Raw genomic sequence first — 18,048 nt, 5'->3', positions numbered from 1 at the left:
CATTAACCGTTGGCAATACACTATCGGCCGACCTTGGGTAGTGTATCGGTTGCCCGACCCTGCAACTTGAGTGCGCGGTATCAAACTTCCAGACGGTTGATGTTAGCGTGCTCTACGCGCTGAGCAAGACCATGAAGGAAAACTGCCAGGCATGAAAAAGCCCGGCGCAGGGCCGGGCTTTTCGTTCAGGGCTGACTGGATCAGGCCTTGAAGGTCTTGCCTTCGAACTGCTCGGCAACGAATTTCCAGTTGACCAGGTTCCAGAATGCCTCGACGTACTTCGGACGCAGGTTGCGGTAGTCGATGTAGTAGGCGTGTTCCCAGACATCGCAGGTCAGCAGCGGGGTGTCGCCGCTGGTCAGCGGGCAGCCGGCGCCGATGGTGCTGGCCAGGGCCAGGGAGCCGTCAGCTTTCTTCACCAGCCAGCCCCAGCCGGAACCGAAGGTGCCGACCGAAGTCTTGGTGAACTCTTCCTTGAACTTGTCGAAGGAACCGAAGGCAGCGTTGATGGCATCGGCCAGGGCGCCGGTCGGCTGGCCACCGGCGTTAGGTGCCAGGCAGTTCCAGTAGAAGGTGTGGTTCCAGACTTGAGCGGCGTTGTTGAAGATGCCGCCCGAAGAGCTCTTGACGATCTCTTCCAGGGTCTTGCCTTCGAATTCGGTGCCTGGGACCAGGTTGTTCAGGTTCACGACATAGGTGTTGTGGTGCTTGTCGTGGTGATACTCCAGGGTTTCCTTGGAGATGTGCGGCTGCAGGGCATCGTGGGCGTACGGCAGCGGCGGCAATTCAAAAGCCATGGTGGATCTCCTGATTCAGGTCTGTTTGCGGTTTGCGCAAGGCCGATCACGGGCGGCCCGATGTACGTCGGCGAGTTTGTACTCTTTGCGACGCAAGGGCTGGATCATAGCACCGGGCCCGACGCATAACCACGCAACAAAGATAGGGAATAGAGGTTCCAGAGCGGTTGGCGGCTGGCGACCGGCGGCCTTCAGTTGAAGATCAGCTGCGCCGCCACGGCAAACATCATCACCGCCACCATCAGGTCAAGCATCCGCCAGGTGGCTGGACGCGCCAGCCATGGCGCGAGCCAGGCGGCACCGATCGCCAAGGTCGAGAACCACAGCAGCGAAGCGCTGGCCGCGCCTGCCACATAAGCCCCTGGCGCTGTCTGCTGGGCCCCGAGCGAGCCGATCAGCAGTACGGTGTCGAGGTACACATGCGGGTTGAGCAGGGTCACCGCCAACGCGCTAAGCAGGACCGCCTTGCGCGAGCGCATGCCCTGGCCTTTCTGGTGTTGCAGGCTCTGCTTGGAAAAGGCACTGCGCAGTGCCTTGGCGCCATACCAGATGAGGAACACTGCCCCGCCCCAGCGGGCGATCGCCAGCAGTGTCGGGTTGTGCGCCAGCACCGTGGCCAGGCCGAACACCCCGGCTGCCACCAGGATCGCATCGCAGACGATGCACAGCGCAGCCACGGGCAAATGGTGCTCGCGGCGCAGGCTCTGGGCGAGGACGAAAGCGTTTTGTGCACCGATGGCCATGATCAGGCCGAAGGCCACCAGCATGCCGTTGAGATAGCTTTGCCACATGGCAATTACTCCAAAGAAGATGCTGGATAGTGTGGCGAGGTACGCTGTATAAGAAAAACAAATAGCGCTGATCCGTCATTAGGAAAATCGATGTTCGACTACAAACTGCTGGCTGCCCTCGCGGCGGTGATCGAGCAAGGCGGTTTCGAACGTGCCGCGCAGGTGCTTGGGCTGTCTCAGTCGGCCATTTCCCAGCGCATCAAGCTGCTCGAAGCACGGGTCGGCCAACCGGTGCTGGTGCGTGCCACCCCGCCGAGCCCGACCGAAGTCGGCCGGCAATTGCTCAACCATGTGCAGCAGGTACGGCTGCTCGAACGTGACTTGCAACGCCAGGTGCCGGCGCTGGACGAGGAGGGCATGCCCGAACGCCTGCGCATCGCCCTCAACGCTGACAGCCTGGCGACCTGGTGGGCCGGTGCGGTGGGGGCATTTTGCGCCGAGCACCAGTTGCTCACCGACCTGGTGGTGGAAGATCAGGAGGTTGGCCTCAAGCGCATGCGTGCGGGCGAAGTGGCGGCCTGCCTGTGTGGCAGCGAGCGGCCAGTGGCTGGCGCACGCAGCCTGCCGCTAGGTGCCATGCGCTATCGGGCGCTTGCCAGCCCAGGCTTCATGGCGCGGAATTTCCCGCAGGGTTTCGCGGCGCAACGGCTGGCCCGCACGCCGGCCATCGTCTACGGGCCAGACGATTTCCTGCAGCACCGTTACCTGGCTTCGCTGGGGATCGAGGACGGCTTCCTGCACCATTTGTGCCCGTCGTCCGAAGGTTTCCTGCGCATGACCGAAGCCGGCCTGGGCTGGGGCCTGGTGCCCGAGTTGCAGGCTCGTGAGCAGTTGGCCAATGGCCAACTGGTGGAAATCTGCAGCGATACCCCCATCGATGTGCCGTTGTACTGGCATCATTGGCGCAACGGCGGGCACCTGCTCGCGCAACTGACCGAACACCTGCGGCACACGGCACGGCATTGGCTGGTGCCCTTGTAGCGGCGGCTGGCGTCTGTTGCATCTGAAATCAAGGCGGAGTCATACATGCAAATTCTGGTCACCGGCGCGAGCGGCTTCATTGGCGGGCGTTTTGCGCGCTTTGCCCTGGAGCAAGGCCTGGCTGTGCGGGTCAGCGGGCGGCGCGCCGAAGGCGTGGAGCACCTGGTCAAACGTGGCGCACAGTTCATCCCTGGCGACCTGGGTGACCCTGAACTGGCCCGCCGCCTGTGCCAAGGCGTCGAGGCCGTGGTGCATTGCGCGGGCGCGGTGGGCAGCTGGGGCCGCTACCAGGACTTCCACCAAGGCAACGTGGTGGTCACGGAAAACGTCGTCGAGGGCTGCCTCAAGGAGCATGTGCGGCGCCTGGTACACCTGTCGTCGCCATCGATCTACTTCAATGGGCGTTCGCGCGTGGGTATCCGGGAAGACCAGGTGCCGCGCCGTTTTCACGACCACTATGCGCAAACCAAGCATATCGCCGAGCAGAAAGTCTTCGGTGCCCAGGAGTTCGGCCTGGAGGTGTTGGCGCTGCGGCCGCGCTTCGTCACCGGGGCTGGTGATGCAAGTATCTTCCCACGCTTGATGCAGATGCAGCGCAAGGGCCGTGTGGCGATCATCGGCAACGGCCTGAACAAGGTCGACTTCACCAGCGTGCACAACCTCAACGAGGCGCTGCTCAGCGCGCTGTACGCCGAAGACCGTGCACTGGGCCAGGCCTACAACATCAGCAATGGCCAGCCGCTGCCGCTGTGGGACGTGGTCAACTACGTGATGCGCCAGATGCAGCTGCCGCAGGTGACCCGCTACCGCCCTTACGGCCTGGCCTACAGCCTTGCTGCACTGAACGAAGCCGCTTGCATGCTATGGCCCGGGCGTCCTCAGCCAACCTTGTCGCGTCTGGGCATGCAGGTCATGAGCCGTGATTTCACCCTGGACATCAGCCGCGCCCGTCAATACCTGGATTACCAGCCCAAGGTCAGCCTGTGGACAGCACTGGATGAATTCTGTGCCTGGTGGAAGCATCAACCGCTCGGCCAGTGAACCAGATGCGCATATGTTGGTCATCAGTGCGCCGCACGAGCGGTTTATACTCATGTCTCTTTGCTACCACCGCGGTTGAAGCCACCTATGCGTAACGATGCCCACGACGATTTCGACGATGTGCCCACCTTGCGGGCGGGTACCCCCGATGACGACGAGTTGCTGCCCGCGCACGTCTCGCGCAGCCGCCAAAAGGCCGCCAAGCCGGCCAGCAATGGGCCTCTGTGGGCGTTGCTGGGCGCGTCGTTCATCGCTTTGGCAGGGCTGGGCTGGTGGAGCTTTCAGCAGATCTCGCTGATGGAGCAGCAGCTGGTGGCCACCCAGGAAAGCTTCGCACGGATCAGCGAAGAAGCCGCCGGGCGTTTGCAGGCCATCAGCGGCAAGGTCGAAGCCAGCGAGTCATCGACTGCCACAGGCAGTGAAGCATTGAAGCTGCAGATCCGTCAGTTGCAGGCCAGCCTGGCCGAGCAGGGCAAGCAGCAGCAAGGTGTGGCCGGGCAGGCGGGTGACTTGGGCAAGCGCCTGGAGCAGGTACTGGCCGATACCCGCGAGCAGCAGAAAGCGGTGACCGAGTTGCAGACGCAGCTTCAGGCCCAGCTGAAGGCGGTGAATGCCGAGTTGGCAGCGCTGAAGTCGGGGCAAGTGGATGGCGGCAAGCTCGATGGCCAACTGAAGAACCTGAGCGATGAAGTGGCCGCATTGAAAAAGCAGGGCAACCAGAAGGCTGCAGTGGAAAGCCTGGAGCAGGATGTGCTGGTGCTCAAGACCCAGATGGAAAACCGCACGGCGTCATCGAGCGGGGCGACGGTGCAGGAGTTCGATGCGTTTCGCGGGCAGACCACGCGCAACCTCAATACCCTGCAGAGCCAGATTCAGAACCTGCAGCAGCAGATCAATTCCCGCCCGTGAACATGCAGGGGCCGCAAAGCGGCCCCCGACGAAGCTCTGCTACAGGCGCGGATAGTCGATGTAGCCCACCGGCCCTTTGCCATAGAAGGTCTCCGGATGTGCCTCGTTCAGCGGAGCATTCGCCGCCAGCCGCGCCGGCAGGTCAGGGTTGGCAATGAACGGCACACCAAACGCCACTGCATCGGCCTTGCCCGCCGCCAAGGCAGCGTTCGCGCTGGCCTTGTCGAAGCGTTCATTGACGATGTAAGGGCCACCGAATGCCGCCTTGATCAGTGGGCCGATGCTGTCGTCGGCTTCCTTCTCCCGCGAGCAGATAAAGGCAATGCCGCGTTTGCCCAGCTCCCGTGCGACGTAGGTGAAGGTCTCGGCGCGGTCGGCATCGCCCATGTCATGGGCATCGGCACGAGGCGCCAAGTGCACGCCGACGCGGCCTGGCCCCCACACGTCGATGGCCGCATCGGTCACTTCCAGCAGCAACCGTGCGCGGTTTTCCAGCGAGCCGCCGTACTGGTCGGTACGCTGGTTGGTGCTGCTTTGCAGGAACTGGTCCAGCAGGTAGCCATTGGCACCGTGGATCTCCACGCCGTCGAAACCGGCAGCCTTGGCATTCTCGGCAGCGCTGCGGTAGGCCTCGACGATGTCGGCGATCTCTTCGGTTTCCAGGGCGCGCGGGGTCGGGTAGTCGCTCAGCGGGCGCACCAGGCTGACGTGGCCTTTGGGCTGGATCGCGCTGGGCGCTACGGGCAGTTCGCCATTGAGGTAGCTAGGGTGGGAAATACGGCCAACATGCCACAGCTGCAGGAAAATACGCCCGCCAGCGCCGTGCACGGCCTGGGTGACGTTATGCCAGCCGCGCACCTGCTGGTCGTTCCAGATACCGGGCGTATCGGGGTAGCCGACGCCCATCGCGCTGACCGATGTCGCCTCGCTGAGAATCAGGCCGGCACTGGCGCGCTGCACGTAGTATTCGGCCATCAACGCATTGGGCACGCGGCCTTCGTCGGCGCGGCAGCGGGTCAGTGGGGCCATGATGATGCGGTTGGGCAGTTGTACGTCGCCCAGTTGAATCGGATCGAAAAGCGTGGTCATAACGGTTACCTGCCTTGTCAAAGCGCTTTGCGCAGTTGTTCGAGGAACGCCTCGATGGTGGCTTCGTTGCGTTTGAAGAAGTGCCACTGGCCGACCTTCTGGCTGCTGATCAGGCCGGCCCGCTGCAGGGTGGCCAGGTGGGCAGAGACGGTCGACTGCGACAGCCCGCAGCGTTGGTCGATCTGCCCGGCACAGACACCGTTCTCGGTGCTGTGGTACTGGTCGGGAAACTGCGTTGCCGGGTCTTTCAGCCAGCTGAGGATTTCTCGTCTGACCGGGTGGGCCAGTGCTTTTATGATTTCGTCGAGATCGAGTGGCATGGGTGGAGGGCTCGTGCTGTAGCGGTATATCGCGATAGGACGAAACTTACATCGGTATTTCGCGATATACAAATATGAAGAGGTTCTGAGCTGAGCGCGAATCGCTATATCGCGTTATAACGATATAGGGCAGGGCGGTGTTAGACTGCGAGCATGAACTACCTCGCACACTTGCACCTGGGCGGCCCGGCGCCGCAGCAACTGCTCGGCAGCCTGTATGGCGACTTCGTCAAAGGGTCGCTGGAGGGGCGCTTTGCGCCTGCGCTGGAGGCGGCCATCCGGCTGCATCGGCATATCGACAGTTACACCGACCAGCACCCGTTGGTGCTGGCAGCGCTGTCGCGCTTCCCGCGGGAGCGGCGGCGTTTCGCCGGGATCGTCCTGGATGTGTTTTTCGACCATTGCCTGGCGCGGCACTGGGAGGACTACGCAGAGCAGCCGCTGGGGCAGTTCACCGAGGATTTTTACCGGGTGTTGCTCGCCGAGCCCGAACTGCCAGGGCGGCTGGCACGGATTGCGCCGTTCATGGTGGCGGATGACTGGCTGGGGGCGTATGGCGATTTTGCCACGCTGGAGCAGGTGTTCAACGGCATTGCCCGGCGCCTGTCGCGGCCTGAAGGAATGGTTGGGGTGATGGTTGAGCTGGAACGGCTGTATGAGCCGTTGCTGGCGGATTTTCGCGAGTTCTATCCACAGCTGCAGGCGTTTGCGGCGGCAGGAAGGTTGTCTGATAGCTGAATCTTTATTGCCTTCACTGACTTCTTCGCGGGTTTACCGAGGCGTCGAACCGCCGCGAAGAGGCCAGTTCAGGCGATGCATGAATCAGGCTGCGCGCGCCTGACGCCGAGGCACCACCGTCACTTCTTCAGCCCCGAACAACGCCATGTGAATTGCCTGCTGCGCCTGAAACGCCAGCGCCGCCCGTTCCTTCCCGCCACTGCCAATCGGCTTCAGCAAGTGAATGCACACCTCACCCCGAGGCTCGGCAAACAAGCGCATCAAGTGCGAAACCAGATCATCGTTACCAATGAACGGCGCAACCGGGTCCGCTTCACCATAGCGTAAGTACTGAATTGCCACCGGCTGCACAGCCACACCTCGGTCGATGGCTCCGGCCAGCAAGCGGCCGTGGAAGGTGCGCAACTGGCGCCCGTCGGTGGTGGTGCCTTCGGGAAAGATAAGCAGCGGCCGTGCCTGGCCCAGTTGCTCGCTGATCTGTTCGCGCAGGCGTTGGCCATCGCCGCCACCGCGGCGGATGAACAGCGTGCCGGCCTTTTCCGCCAGCCAGCCGGCCACCGGCCAGTGACGGACTTCGGCCTTGGAAAGGAACGACAGCGGCAGCAGCATGCCAAGCAGGGGGATGTCGGTCCAGGACACGTGGTTGCTGACCCACAGCATCGGCTGTTGCGGCAGCTCACCGATTATCCGCACCTCGAAAGGCAGGGCGGCGACCAGGCGTTTCATGAACCAGCAGGACCAGCGCTGGCGAAGCTCGATCGAGGCCTTGATCCCCAGGCGTTCGCCCACGGCAATGACACCGGCCATGAGCATGCCCAGCGATAACACCAGCAGCAGCCGCGAGAGGCGGGCCAGTACCCGCAGGCCAGGCATCAGACCGCTGCCTTGAAGTGGCGGGCATAGCGCGGGCAGAGGTCGTCACGCTTGAGCAGGATGAACACGTCGGCGACCTGGAAATCCTCGTCCCAGCACGGTTCGCCGCAGATTTTTGCGCCCAGGCGCATGTAGGCCTTGAGCAGTGGCGGCATTTCAGCGATGACGTTGTTCGGCAGGGCCAGGCTGGGCAACGGGTTCTTCGGCTCGGCACGCAGGTGCTCGGTACACAGGTAGCGTTCGCGCAGGCGCTGCATGACCGCGTGGGCTTGCATGCCGCCGTCCTGCATGGGGATGCTGGCGCATCCCATCAGGTAGCTGTAGCGGCCCTCGTTGAGCACCTCCGCCAGCTCGCCCCAGAGCACGGCGATGGTGCCGCCGTTGCGGTAGTTGGCAGCAACGCAGGTGCGGCCGAGTTCGAGAATCGGGCCCTGTAGTTGCAGCAGGCCGTGCAGGCTGAATTCTTCTTCGCTGTAGAAGCGCCCCAGGCTGCTGGCTGCCTGGTGGTCGAGCAGACGCGTGGTGGCCACCAACTCGCCAGTGCTCAGGTCGCGCACGCCGATGTGGCGGCAATGTACGTCGTAGTCATCCATGTCCAGGCCCAGTTCGGCGCCTTTGAGCTTGGCCTTGAACTCCGCGCTGAACACCTTGTAGCGCAGGGCCTGGGCTTCCTGCAGGGCCGCAGCGCCCACCAGGCGTTCGGCTTGCAGACGGCGTTCAGTGCTGTTGTCGCCAGCGTGAGCGATCCGAGTCATTGCGAGTCTCCATAAGCCAGCCATGAAAGGTTGCGGCCGGTCGGCTTTGTTGTGCAAAGTCAGCCTAGGTAGGCGCGGTGTCACCCCTGTGAACCTTTGGTGATGCTTGCATGACACACCCCGACAGCCCCCGTGAAGGAGCGTTCGATGGCTTGGTTGCAACGACTCAACGACCCCCTCCGCCAGCCCCTGGCCGGCACCTTGGGCGAGGCTTATGCCGCGCAGCTCGAACGCCTTGGCGCGGTAGCCCCGTTCGAACTGGCGGTGCTGGGCGGTCGCGCCATGGCCACGCCAGGCCTGGCGTTCCTCATCGGTTACCAGGCTGCCTTGCGCGTGCTCTGGCCCAGCGCACCGGCCAGCCTGGGTGCGCTGTGCGCCACCGAGCGGCGTAGCGTGCGCCCGGCAGACATGCATACCCGGCTGGTCGGTTTGCGCCTCAATGGCGCCAAGGATTTCGTCACCGCCGGCCTGGATGCCGAGTGGCTGCTGGTGGCTGCGCGCAGCGAGGCGCTGGGTGAAGCGCCGCGGCTGAGTCTGGCGGTGGTCTACCCGGGGGAGGCCGGGGTTACCCTGGAGGCATTGCCGACCCTGCCGCTGATGCCCGAAGTAGGGCATGGTCGCCTGCACTTGCAGGACGCGGCGTGTGAGCTGCTGGCTGGCGATGGCTGGGACGCTTACGTCAAACCGTTCCGCTCGCTGGAAGACTTGTACGTGCTCGCGGCGCTGACTGCCTGGCTTTACGGGGTAGGGCAGGAGTGTGGCTGGCCGCAGGAGCTGCGCCTGCGGCTACTGGGACTGTTGGCGGGATGTGCCGAGGGCAGCCGACAGTGCCCTGACAGCGTCGGCTGTCACCTGCTGCTGGGGGGATTGTTTTCGCAGTTTCAGGAATTGCGCGGGGCAATCGACAAGGCGCTGCTTGCCGGGCCGGAGCAGTGGGCGCAACTGTGGCAGCGCGATCAGGGGGTACTGGCATTGGCCACTGCGGCGCGGGAAAAACGCCTGGCCAAAGCCTGGTCGGCAGCAGGGTTGTCATGAAAGCCTGAAAAGCTGTGTGATCTTTCAGATCTTGGGGCTGCTTCGCAGCCCCCCAGCGGGCGATGTAGATGAAAGCATTTCTAGTGCTTCTTGCTTTGATTGTGAGCCCAGCCTGGGCCGAAGTATGGCCCGAACCGGACTGGCCAATCGACAACACCGCTGTCGACTGGCAGGACGTCGATGCCTACGCCTTCCCGGCGCGCAACGCCAGCGAGCGCAGCGGCATCCGCACCGACGCCTTGTTGGTCATCCGTGATGGTCGCATTCTCTACGAACGCTACGCCGCCCCTACCACCGCCAATACCGCGCACCTGACCTGGTCGGTCAGCAAGAGCGTGCTGGCCACCGTGCTCGGCGTGGCCCAGGGTGAAGGCCGCTTCCAGCTGCAGGACCCGGCCGCACGCTTCTACCCACCGATGCAGGCCCACCCTGATGTGCAGTTGGCCGACCTGCTGCACTGGGCCAGTGGCCAGGACTGGCAGGAAGACTACGAGTTCGCACCGCTGAAGTCTTCGGTGGTGGCCATGCTCTATACCCGCGGGCGCGACGACATGGCGGCCTATGCCGCTGTCCGCGCCAGTGCCGAAAAGCCTGGCCAGCGCTTTCTCTACTCCAGCGGCGACAGCAACGTGCTGGCTGCCGCACTGCGCGGCATGCTCGACTCCAGTACTTATGCCGACTACCCCTGGCAGGCACTGTTCACCCCTTTGGGCATCGACAGCGCGGTGTGGGAGCGGGACGGCGCGGGCACGTTCGTCGGCTCTTCCTACCTCTACCTCAGTGCCCGCGACCTGGCGCGCATCGGTTTATTGATGCAGCGCGAGGGCCGCTGGCAAGGGCGACAGTTGTTGCCGGCAAGCTGGGTGGCCTTCAACCGCACACCGTTCACCCAGGCCGCCGCCATACCCGGTGAGGCCAACCCGGGCGGCCACTGGTGGCTCAACCTGCCATTGCCAGGTAGCCCGACACCGTGGCCCGACGCCCCGACCGATGCCTATGCTGCGCTCGGCCATTGGGGCCAGGCGCTGTATATCGTGCCGTCTCACAAGCTGGTGATCGTGCGCTATGCCGATGACCGCGACGGCAGCTACCGCCATAACGAACTGCTCAGGCGGGTCCTCGCGGCACTGGCCAGGGAGGGCGCATGAAGCGCGCGCTGTTGCTGATGATCGTCGCCTTGCTTGGCTGGGTATGGCTGGAACGGCAGGCATTGACGGACTTCCCGGGCATCCTTTCGGCCTACTCGGCCAAGGAGTACTGCTCGTGCCGCTTCGTGATGGGCTTCGACGAGGCCTATTGCCGGAGTTATGTGAAGCAATGGTTGCCCCTGAGCCGGCTGGAGGAAGACGGCCCACAGCGGCGCGTCCGCGCCGAAGGCCTTGGCCAGCGCAACCAGGCGGCGTGGCAGGGCGCCCAGGCGGGCTTCCGCTTGCTGCCATGAAGACGGGCGGGTAAGGTTGGCGGTCAAGTTTCACGAGACCTGTCATGTTCAAGCTGCCCCGTATCCTGCCTGCCCTGCTGCTGGCTTTGTGCCTGCCCGCCCACGCCAACTGGCACCTCGATGGCGAGTCATCACGCCTGTCGTTCGTCACCGGCAAGAACGGTGACACTGCCGAGGTGCATCGCTTCCTGGTCTTGCATGGCAGCGTCGACCGCAAGGGTGCGGCAGCGCTGCGTATCGAGATGGACTCGGTAAGCAGCGGCATCCCGCTGCGTGACGAGCAGATGCGCGACAACCTGTTTGAGGTGCAGCGCTTCGCCGAGGCGAACGTGAAGGCGCAGATCGACCTGCGGCCGATCAACGACCTGGCCGATGGCGCACAGATCGAGCTGCGCCTGCCGCTGACGGTCACCCTGCATGGCCAGTCGCACAGTTACAACGCGCTGTTGCTGGCCACTCGCCTGGATGAGCGGCGCTTTCAGGTGGTGACCCTCGAACCGCTGGTGTTGCGGGCCTCGGACTTCGGCCTGCTGCCTGGTCTGGAAAGCCTGCGCACGTTCGCCAGACTGAAATCCATCAACCCGTCGGTACCGGTCAATGCGGTACTGATCTTCACCGCCCGCTGACATGTCGGGGCCGGTCTTCCCATGGCGCGGTGGCAATCAGTTCGAATTGCTGATCGACGGCCCCGAGTTCTTTCCGCGCATGCTCCAGGCGATCATGCGCGCCGAGTTCCAGGTCGACCTCGAACTCTATCTGGTCGAGGCGGGTGCTTGTGCCGAGGCCGTGGTGGAGGCGCTGGAGCAGGTAGCCTTGCGTGGCGTACGCGTGCGTTGCCTGTTCGATGACTATGGCTCGCTGGCTTTTACTGCAGCGTTGCGCCAGCGCCTGGTGGAAGCCGGGGTGTACTTGCGCTGCTACAACCGCCTGCGCTGGAAGCGGGGTTTTCGCAACCTGTACCGCGACCATCGCAAGCTGTTGCTGGTGGACGAACGTTGGGCGGTGGTGGGCGGCACGGGCGTCACCGACGAGTTCTGGACGCCCGGTGAGGCGGCCAGCGCCTGGCACGAGGTGATGGTGCAGATGCAAGGGCCAGTGGTGAGCGACTGGCAGTTGCTGTTCGATCGCCAGTGGCAAGCCAACAACCGCCGCACCGCCTGGCGCCCGGCTGAAGGCTTTGGCCTGCCGCGCCTGCCCAAGGTGCCGGTGCAGGGCCAGGGCATGGGCCGCGTGGCCTATGCCGACGCCCGTCAGCACCAGGACATCCTGCACTCGCTGGTGCGGGCGATCAACAGTGGCAAACAGCGGGTGTGGCTGGCCACGCCCTACTTCCTGCCGACCTGGAGCGTGCGCCGGTCGCTGCGCCGCGCCGCCAGCAAAGGCGTCGATGTGCGGCTGCTGCTGACCGGGCCACGCACCGACCACCCTTCTGTGCGTTATGCCGGGCATCGCTATTACCCCCGATTACTGCGCGCCGGGGTGCGCATATACGAATACCAGCCGTGCTTCCTGCACCTGAAGATGGTGCTGATCGACGACTGGGTCAGTATTGGCTCATGCAATTTCGACCACTGGAACCTGCGCTTCAACCTGGAGGCCAACATCGAGGCCCTCGACCCGCCGCTGACCGCTGCCGTGCTGGCCAGCTTCGAGCGTGATTTCGCCTTGAGCGAGGTGGTCGACCTTCAGCACTGGCATGCCCGCCCGCTGTGGCGACGGGTGAAGCAGCGCGTATGGGGCTGGCTGGACCGGCTGGTGGTCAACTTGCTCGACCGGCGCGACTGAGAGCGGCTATCGTGCAGTGACTGTCCAAGGCAATCGAAGGAGTGGGTGAGATGACGGTGAAGAAGATTCTCATGCTGGTGGGCGACTATGTCGAAGATTACGAGGCCATGGTGCCGTTCCAGGCATTGAGCATGGTTGGCCACACGGTGCATGCGGTGTGCCCGGAAAAGGTCGCGGGGCAGACCGTGCGCACGGCGATTCACGATTTCGAAGGCGAGCAGACCTACAGCGAAAAGCCCGGGCACAATTTTGCCCTCAACTATGATTTCGTGCGGGTGCGGGCCGAGGGTTACGACGCGTTGCTGATCCCGGGTGGCCGTGCGCCGGAGTACCTGCGCCTGGATGAGAAGGTGCTGGAACTGGTGCGGGCGTTCGACCAGGCGGGCAAGCCGATTGCCGCGGTGTGCCATGGTGCGCAATTGCTGGCGGCAGCGGGTGTGCTGGAAGGGCGCGAGTGCAGTGCCTATCCGGCCTGCGCGCCGGAAGTACGCCTGGCCGGTGGCACGTTCATCGATATCGCGGTGGACCAGGCGCACGTCGATGGCAACCTGGTGACTGCCCCTGCATGGCCGGCGCACCCCGCCTGGCTGGCGGCTTTCCTCAAGGTGCTCGGCACCCGTATCGCCTGACCCGGCCTCTTCGCGGGTGAACCCGCGAAGGGGCCGGTACAGGTTCACGCCACCTGCTCTACCCAGTCATTGAGGTTGTAGTAATTGGTCACCCGGGCAATCTTGCCGCAGTGAATGTAGAAGAAGGCCCCCGCCGGCAGCACGTAGGTCTGGCCATTGGCTGCCGGCAGCCCTTCGTCGTCGGCCAGGTATTGGCCATGCACGGTGAACTCCGCAGCCGCCCGGCTGCCGTCGGCGTTCTGCATCACCACGATGTCGGCCAGGCGCTCGCGGTAGCAGCGGTTCATCTTGTCCATGAACGCAGCGAATCTGGCTTTGCCCATCTGCCGCTCGCCCTGGTTGATGTCGTGGATCACGTCTTCGCTGAGCAGTGCCAGGAAGGCCGGCATGTCGCCGGCATTGAAGGCGGCGTAGTAAGCATTTACCAGTTCGGTAGCGGTCATGGAACAATACCTGTCGTGTAGGGAAAAGGCGGTGCGTTGGCTCGGATGATAGGGTTTCCCCTCAAGCCCGGCTTAGCCGAGCGCGTCATCCACATCGACAAAACGACCGCCAAGCATGGAAATACGCCTGTTGCACGGCGCCGCTATCGCGCCTTACATCGATGACCTCGCTCGCCTGCGCCTGACCGTGTTTCGCGAGTTTCCCTACCTCTACGACGGCACCCCGGAGTACGAGGCCGACTACCTTGCCAGCTATGCCCGCTCCGGGCGCAGCCTGGTGGTGCTGGCCCTGGATGATGGCCAGGTCATTGGCGCCTCGACCGCCCTGCCGCTGGTGGATGTGGCCCCGGAGTTCCAGCAGCCGTTCCTGGCCCTGGGGCGCGACCCGGCCAGTGTCTACTACTTCGGCGAGTCGCTGGTGCTGCCGCAGTACCGCGGCCGGGGCCTGGGCGTGCGCTTCTTCATCGAACGCGAATCCTATGCCCACAAGCTGGCCGAGTTCGACTTCTGCGCGTTCTGTGCCGTCGAGCGACCGGGGGGACACCCGCGCCGGCCTGCGGATTACAAACCACTGCATGGGTTCTGGCGCAATCGTGGCTTCCTGCACGACCCTTCCCTGCGCACCCGCTATGCCTGGCGCGACCTGGACGAGCAGGAAAGCTCGGAAAAGATCCTGTCGTTCTGGACCAAGGAGCTGCCGATTTGATCCGTCTTGCAGCCTGCCAGTACGCCATCGAGTTGCATGAGACCTGGGATGCCTATGCTGACCATCTGCAAGCCTTGTGCGCCGAGGCGGTGGAAGCGGGCGCCCGGTTGCTGCTGTTGCCGGAATACGCCGGGCTGGTGCTTAGCGGCCAGTTGCCGGCCGAGCAGCGGGGTGACCTCAAGGCTTCGATCGCTGGCATCCAGCCGCTCATCGAGCCGTGGCTGGCGCTGTGCGAAGGGATTGCCCGACGCTGGGGCATCTATCTGCAGCCGGGCAGCTTGCCGGTGCTCGACTTTGATGGGCAGTACCGTAATCGGGCCTGGCTGTTCGGCCCCAAGGGCAAACTCGGTTACCAGGACAAGCTGATGATGACCCGCTTCGAGCGGGAGCAGTGGGGCATTGCTGCCGGAAAGGGGCTGCAGGTATTCGACACTGTTCTTGGCCGCCTGGGCATCCTGATCTGTTACGACAACGAGTTCCCGATGCTGGCGCGGCGCCTGGCCGAGCGTGGAGCCGACCTGATCCTGGCGCCGAGCTGTACCGACACCGAGGCGGGTTACCACCGGGTGCGCATTGGCGCACAGGCACGGGCACTGGAAAACCAGGTAGCCGTGTTGCAAAGCCCGACGGTAGGGGTGGCGCCCTGGTCGCCGGCACTGGATGAGAACATTGGCCGGGCTGGGCTGTTCGTTCCGCCGGATCACGGGATGCCGGGGGACGGTGTGGTCGCTTCGAGCGAGACGTTGAGCCCGCAGAGCAGCCAGTGGCTGGTGTGTGAGGTGGATCTTGAGCAAGTGCGGCGGGTGAGGCGGGAAGGGCAGGTGTTTACCCGCAGGGACTGGCCGGAGCAGTTCGAGAGACTTCTGTGAGAGCGGCGTCGCCCGCGAAGCAGGCGACGCCACTGCATCAGGTTTACTTCACTTCGACTGCCAGGCTCTGGGCAATCTTGCTCTGCCACAGAGCAGGGCCAGTGATGTGTACCGACTCACCGTTGCTGTCGACAGCGACGGTCACCGGCATGTCCTTGACCTCGAACTCGTAGATCGCTTCCATGCCCAGTTCGGCAAAGGCCAGGACCTTCGACTTGCGGATGGCCTGGGCCACCAGGTAGGCAGCACCACCAACGGCCATCAGGTACACCGCCTTATTGTCCTTGATCGCTTCGATCGCGGTCGGGCCACGCTCGGACTTGCCGATCATGCCCAGCAGACCGGTCTGCTCGAGGATCTGACGGGTGAATTTGTCCATGCGGGTAGCGGTGGTCGGGCCGGCTGGGCCTACCACTTCGTCACCGACCGGGTCGACCGGGCCGACGTAGTAGATGAAGCGGCCTTTGAGGTCGACCGGCAGTTCTTCACCGCGGTTGAGCATCTCGACCATGCGCTTGTGCGCAGCGTCGCGGCCGGTGAGCATCTTGCCGTTGAGCAGGATGGTCTCGCCCGGTTTCCAGCTGGCGACTTCTTCCGGGGTGATATCGTCGAGGTTGACGCGACGGGCGCTTGGGCCGGCTTCCCAGACGATTTCCGGGTAGGCGTCCAGCGACGGCGCCTCGAGCTCGGCCGGGCCGTTGCCGTCGAGCACGAAGTGGGCGTGACGGGTGGCGGCGCAGTTCGGGATCATGCACACCGGCAAGGATGCGGCGTGAGTCGGGTAGTCCATGATCTTGACGTCGAGCACGGTGGTCAGGCCGCCCAGGCCCTGGGCGCCGATGCCCAGCTGGTTGACCTTCTCGAACAGCTCCAGGCGGATCTCTTCGAGGCGGTTCTGCGGGCCACGGGCTTTCAGTTCGTGGATGTCGATGGACTCCATCAACACTTCCTTGGCCATGACCGCGGCCTTCTCGGCGGTACCGCCGATGCCGATGCCGAGCATGCCAGGCGGGCACCAGCCGGCGCCCATGGTCGGAACGGTCTTCAGCACCCAGTCGACGATCGAGTCGGACGGGTTGAGCATGGCCATCTTCGACTTGTTCTCCGAGCCGCCGCCTTTGGCTGCAACGTCGACTTCGACCTTGTCGCCAGGGACGATGGAATAGTGGATGACGGCCGGGGTGTTGTCCTTGGTGTTCTTGCGGGCACCGGCCGGGTCGGCCAGGATCGAAGCGCGCAGGACGTTTTCAGGCAGGTTGTAGGCGCGACGCACACCTTCGTTGATCATGTCGTCGACGCTCATGGTGGCGCCGTCCCAGCGCACGTCCATGCCCACGCGGATGAACACGGTCACGATACCGGTGTCCTGGCAGATCGGGCGGTGGCCAGTGGCGCACATGCGCGAGTTGATCAGGATCTGGGCGATCGAATCGCGTGCCGCAGGCGATTCTTCACGCAGGTAGGCTTCGTGCATCGCCTGGATGAAATCGACGGGGTGGTAGTACGAGATGAATTGCAGGGCGTCGGCGACGCTCTGAATCAGGTCGTCTTGCTTGATCACGGTCATGCAGCGCGCTCCTCTTAAAGACGGGAACATTCAAAAAGACGCTCGACGGTGCCGACCAGCGTGTCGAAGCGCCTTGCAAGGCGCGCCGGCAGGCTGGCCGACGCAAAAGGGCGCGGCAGTATAGCGCGCCTCACCGCGCGAAACACCTGCGCGTGGTCAGGACCATGGTCGGCAGCAGGCAGGCATCCTTTTTGCTGCCAATGCGCGCTTGGCATACAGTGACTCGATGATCGACGGAGACAGACCTACCATGCCCGAACTTTGCGTGGGCGAGCGCCGCTGGGCGGTGCCGACCGGCAGCAACCTGCTCGATGCTCTCAACGGTGCCGGGCTGAATGTGCCCTACAGCTGCCGTGCCGGCAGTTGCCACGCCTGCCTGGTGCATTGCCTGGATGGCCAGCCGGCGGATGCCTTGCCCGAGGCGCTGGCGCTAGACAAGCACGCCCAGGGCTGGCGCCTGGCTTGCCAGTGCCGGGTGGTCGAAGACCTGCACGTGGCGGTGTTTGACCCGCAGCAGGACGGCGTGCCGGCGCGGGTGAGCGCGGTGGACTGGTTTGGCGAGGTGCTGCGCGTGCGGCTGCGGCCAGAACGGGCGCTGCGTTACCAGGCGGGGCAGCATGTGGTGTTGTGGAATGGCGCTGTTGCCAGGCCTTACTCACTTGCCAGCTTGCCGGGGGAGGATGACTTCCTCGAGTTTCATATCGATTGCCAGCATCCCGGTGCCTTTTGCGACAAGGCGCGTGTGTTGCAGGTGGGAGACGAGTTGCGCCTGGGCGAGTTGCGGGGCGGGGCGCTGCATTACGACCCGGACTGGCAGGCGCGGCCACTCTGGCTTTTGGCAGCGGGCACCGGGCTGGCGCCGTTGTGGGGTATCTTGCGCGAAGCGTTGCGCCAGGGGCATCAAGGTGAGATTCGGGTGGTGCATGTGGCGTGGGACAGCGCTGGGCACTATCTGGCTGAGCCGCTGATGCAGTTGGAGGGTGTGACGGTCGAGCTGGTGCTGGCGGAGCAGATGGAGGACGCGCTGGCGGGGTTGCGGCCGTCATCGCGGCAGACAGTGGCGCTGGTGTGCGGGGCGCCCGGGCGTGTCGAGCGGTTTGCCCGGCGGCTGTTCATTGCCGGGGTGCCGCGGGGGCAGGTGTTTGCTGATGTGTTTGTCGAGCATGCCTGAAGCATGTGTGCTGCCTATTCGGGCCTCATCGCGACCAGCGGTCGCTCCTACGGGGGATTGCGATTTCCCGTAGGAGCGACCGCAGGTCGCGATGAGGCCTCAAGGGCT

21 protein-coding genes are annotated in these 18,048 nt (G+C 64.1%); 13 read left to right on the top strand and 8 right to left on the bottom strand.

Features of this window, described 5'->3' with window-relative positions:
- Positions 1-200: 200 nt before the first annotated feature.
- A complete protein-coding gene (locus tag ACQKPS_RS15920; RefSeq protein WP_186601280.1) occupies positions 201-797 on the bottom strand; it encodes a superoxide dismutase in 597 nt (198 codons plus the stop codon).
- Positions 798-988: 191 nt separating this feature from the next.
- A complete protein-coding gene (locus ACQKPS_RS15915) occupies positions 989-1,588 on the bottom strand; it encodes a LysE/ArgO family amino acid transporter (protein ID WP_427604817.1) in 600 nt (199 codons plus the stop codon).
- A 90-nt stretch (positions 1,589-1,678) separates the two neighbouring features.
- On the opposite strand from ACQKPS_RS15915, the gene ACQKPS_RS15910 reads away from it, so the two are divergent.
- The 3 genes from ACQKPS_RS15910 to ACQKPS_RS15900 all read left to right on the top strand — a co-directional run bounded on the left by ACQKPS_RS15910 (position 1,679) and on the right by ACQKPS_RS15900 (position 4,519).
- Positions 1,679-2,569 carry a LysR family transcriptional regulator ArgP gene (locus tag ACQKPS_RS15910; protein ID WP_313203332.1) on the top strand — a complete coding sequence of 297 codons (891 nt, stop codon included), beginning with the start codon at positions 1,679-1,681 and terminating at the stop codon, positions 2,567-2,569.
- A 45-nt stretch (positions 2,570-2,614) separates the two neighbouring features.
- Entirely contained in the window at positions 2,615-3,610 is a 996-nt protein-coding gene (locus tag ACQKPS_RS15905; RefSeq protein ID WP_254481290.1) for an NAD-dependent epimerase/dehydratase family protein, read from the top strand.
- An 87-nt stretch (positions 3,611-3,697) separates the two neighbouring features.
- A complete protein-coding gene (locus tag ACQKPS_RS15900; RefSeq protein WP_254481289.1) occupies positions 3,698-4,519 on the top strand; it encodes an ATPase in 822 nt (273 codons plus the stop codon).
- A 39-nt stretch (positions 4,520-4,558) separates the two neighbouring features.
- Here the strand turns inward: ACQKPS_RS15900 and ACQKPS_RS15895 are convergent, their stop codons facing one another.
- Both ACQKPS_RS15895 and ACQKPS_RS15890 read right to left on the bottom strand, forming a co-directional pair.
- Complete coding sequence (locus ACQKPS_RS15895; protein WP_427604814.1) at positions 4,559-5,608, bottom strand: alkene reductase; 1,050 nt, start codon at positions 5,606-5,608, stop codon at positions 4,559-4,561.
- A 17-nt stretch (positions 5,609-5,625) separates the two neighbouring features.
- Positions 5,626-5,928: an ArsR/SmtB family transcription factor gene (locus ACQKPS_RS15890; protein WP_254481287.1), complete on the bottom strand. Its 303-nt coding sequence runs from the start codon at positions 5,926-5,928 to the stop codon at positions 5,626-5,628.
- 153 nt (positions 5,929-6,081) lie between these two features.
- Between ACQKPS_RS15890 and ACQKPS_RS15885 the strand changes: the two genes are divergently transcribed.
- Complete coding sequence (locus ACQKPS_RS15885) at positions 6,082-6,666, top strand: ACP phosphodiesterase (protein WP_254481286.1); 585 nt, start codon at positions 6,082-6,084, stop codon at positions 6,664-6,666.
- Positions 6,667-6,750: 84 nt separating this feature from the next.
- Here ACQKPS_RS15885 and ACQKPS_RS15880 read toward each other — a convergent pair whose 3' ends face one another.
- Positions 6,751-7,539, bottom strand: coding sequence for a lysophospholipid acyltransferase family protein (locus ACQKPS_RS15880; protein ID WP_427604811.1), 789 nt, complete (start codon positions 7,537-7,539; stop codon positions 6,751-6,753).
- A complete protein-coding gene (gene olsB / locus ACQKPS_RS15875; RefSeq protein ID WP_254481284.1) occupies positions 7,539-8,294 on the bottom strand; it encodes an L-ornithine N(alpha)-acyltransferase in 756 nt (251 codons plus the stop codon). Before olsB ends, ACQKPS_RS15880 begins: the two co-directional genes overlap by 1 nt.
- Before the next feature lie 147 nt (positions 8,295-8,441).
- Here olsB and ACQKPS_RS15870 point away from each other — a divergent pair, with 147 nt between their 5' ends.
- The 6 genes from ACQKPS_RS15870 to ACQKPS_RS15845 all read left to right on the top strand — a co-directional run bounded on the left by ACQKPS_RS15870 (position 8,442) and on the right by ACQKPS_RS15845 (position 13,184).
- Entirely contained in the window at positions 8,442-9,329 is an 888-nt protein-coding gene (locus tag ACQKPS_RS15870; RefSeq protein ID WP_254481283.1) for an acyl-CoA dehydrogenase family protein, read from the top strand.
- A gap of 68 nt (positions 9,330-9,397) precedes the next feature.
- Positions 9,398-10,477: a serine hydrolase domain-containing protein gene (locus tag ACQKPS_RS15865; RefSeq protein WP_427604809.1), complete on the top strand. Its 1,080-nt coding sequence runs from the start codon at positions 9,398-9,400 to the stop codon at positions 10,475-10,477.
- Positions 10,474-10,770 carry an amidase gene (locus tag ACQKPS_RS15860; RefSeq protein WP_427604807.1) on the top strand — a complete coding sequence of 99 codons (297 nt, stop codon included), beginning with the start codon at positions 10,474-10,476 and terminating at the stop codon, positions 10,768-10,770. The genes ACQKPS_RS15865 and ACQKPS_RS15860 overlap by 4 nt, the downstream gene beginning before the upstream one ends.
- A gap of 44 nt (positions 10,771-10,814) precedes the next feature.
- Positions 10,815-11,396 (top strand): YceI family protein, encoded by a 582-nt coding sequence (locus ACQKPS_RS15855; protein ID WP_283724729.1) that lies wholly within the window; start codon positions 10,815-10,817, stop codon positions 11,394-11,396.
- A gap of 1 nt (position 11,397) precedes the next feature.
- Positions 11,398-12,555 (top strand): phospholipase D-like domain-containing protein, encoded by a 1,158-nt coding sequence (locus tag ACQKPS_RS15850; protein WP_283724728.1) that lies wholly within the window; start codon positions 11,398-11,400, stop codon positions 12,553-12,555.
- 50 nt (positions 12,556-12,605) lie between these two features.
- Positions 12,606-13,184: a DJ-1/PfpI family protein gene (locus ACQKPS_RS15845; RefSeq protein WP_427604804.1), complete on the top strand. Its 579-nt coding sequence runs from the start codon at positions 12,606-12,608 to the stop codon at positions 13,182-13,184.
- A gap of 44 nt (positions 13,185-13,228) precedes the next feature.
- Here ACQKPS_RS15845 and ACQKPS_RS15840 read toward each other — a convergent pair whose 3' ends face one another.
- Positions 13,229-13,627 carry a nuclear transport factor 2 family protein gene (locus ACQKPS_RS15840; protein ID WP_283724727.1) on the bottom strand — a complete coding sequence of 133 codons (399 nt, stop codon included), beginning with the start codon at positions 13,625-13,627 and terminating at the stop codon, positions 13,229-13,231.
- Positions 13,628-13,742: 115 nt separating this feature from the next.
- On the opposite strand from ACQKPS_RS15840, the gene ACQKPS_RS15835 reads away from it, so the two are divergent.
- The gene (locus tag ACQKPS_RS15835; RefSeq protein ID WP_427604802.1) at positions 13,743-14,333 is read left to right on the top strand and encodes a GNAT family N-acetyltransferase; all 591 of its coding nucleotides are present in this window, start codon (positions 13,743-13,745) and stop codon (positions 14,331-14,333) included.
- Positions 14,330-15,202: a carbon-nitrogen hydrolase family protein gene (locus tag ACQKPS_RS15830; RefSeq protein ID WP_427604800.1), complete on the top strand. Its 873-nt coding sequence runs from the start codon at positions 14,330-14,332 to the stop codon at positions 15,200-15,202. The genes ACQKPS_RS15835 and ACQKPS_RS15830 overlap by 4 nt, the downstream gene beginning before the upstream one ends.
- A 43-nt stretch (positions 15,203-15,245) precedes the next feature.
- Here ACQKPS_RS15830 and ACQKPS_RS15825 read toward each other — a convergent pair whose 3' ends face one another.
- Entirely contained in the window at positions 15,246-16,769 is a 1,524-nt protein-coding gene (locus ACQKPS_RS15825) for a fumarate hydratase (protein WP_110635935.1), read from the bottom strand.
- Positions 16,770-17,019: 250 nt separating this feature from the next.
- On the opposite strand from ACQKPS_RS15825, the gene ACQKPS_RS15820 reads away from it, so the two are divergent.
- The gene (locus tag ACQKPS_RS15820) at positions 17,020-17,940 is read left to right on the top strand and encodes an iron-sulfur-binding ferredoxin reductase (protein ID WP_427604798.1); all 921 of its coding nucleotides are present in this window, start codon (positions 17,020-17,022) and stop codon (positions 17,938-17,940) included.
- The last annotated feature ends 108 nt before the right edge of the window (positions 17,941-18,048 follow it).

The organism is Pseudomonas sp. NPDC086566 (assembly GCF_050280885.1).
GTDB classification, from domain to species: domain Bacteria; phylum Pseudomonadota; class Gammaproteobacteria; order Pseudomonadales; family Pseudomonadaceae; genus Aquipseudomonas; species Aquipseudomonas vlassakiae.
This window is presented reverse-complemented; position numbering and strand designations above follow the sequence as displayed.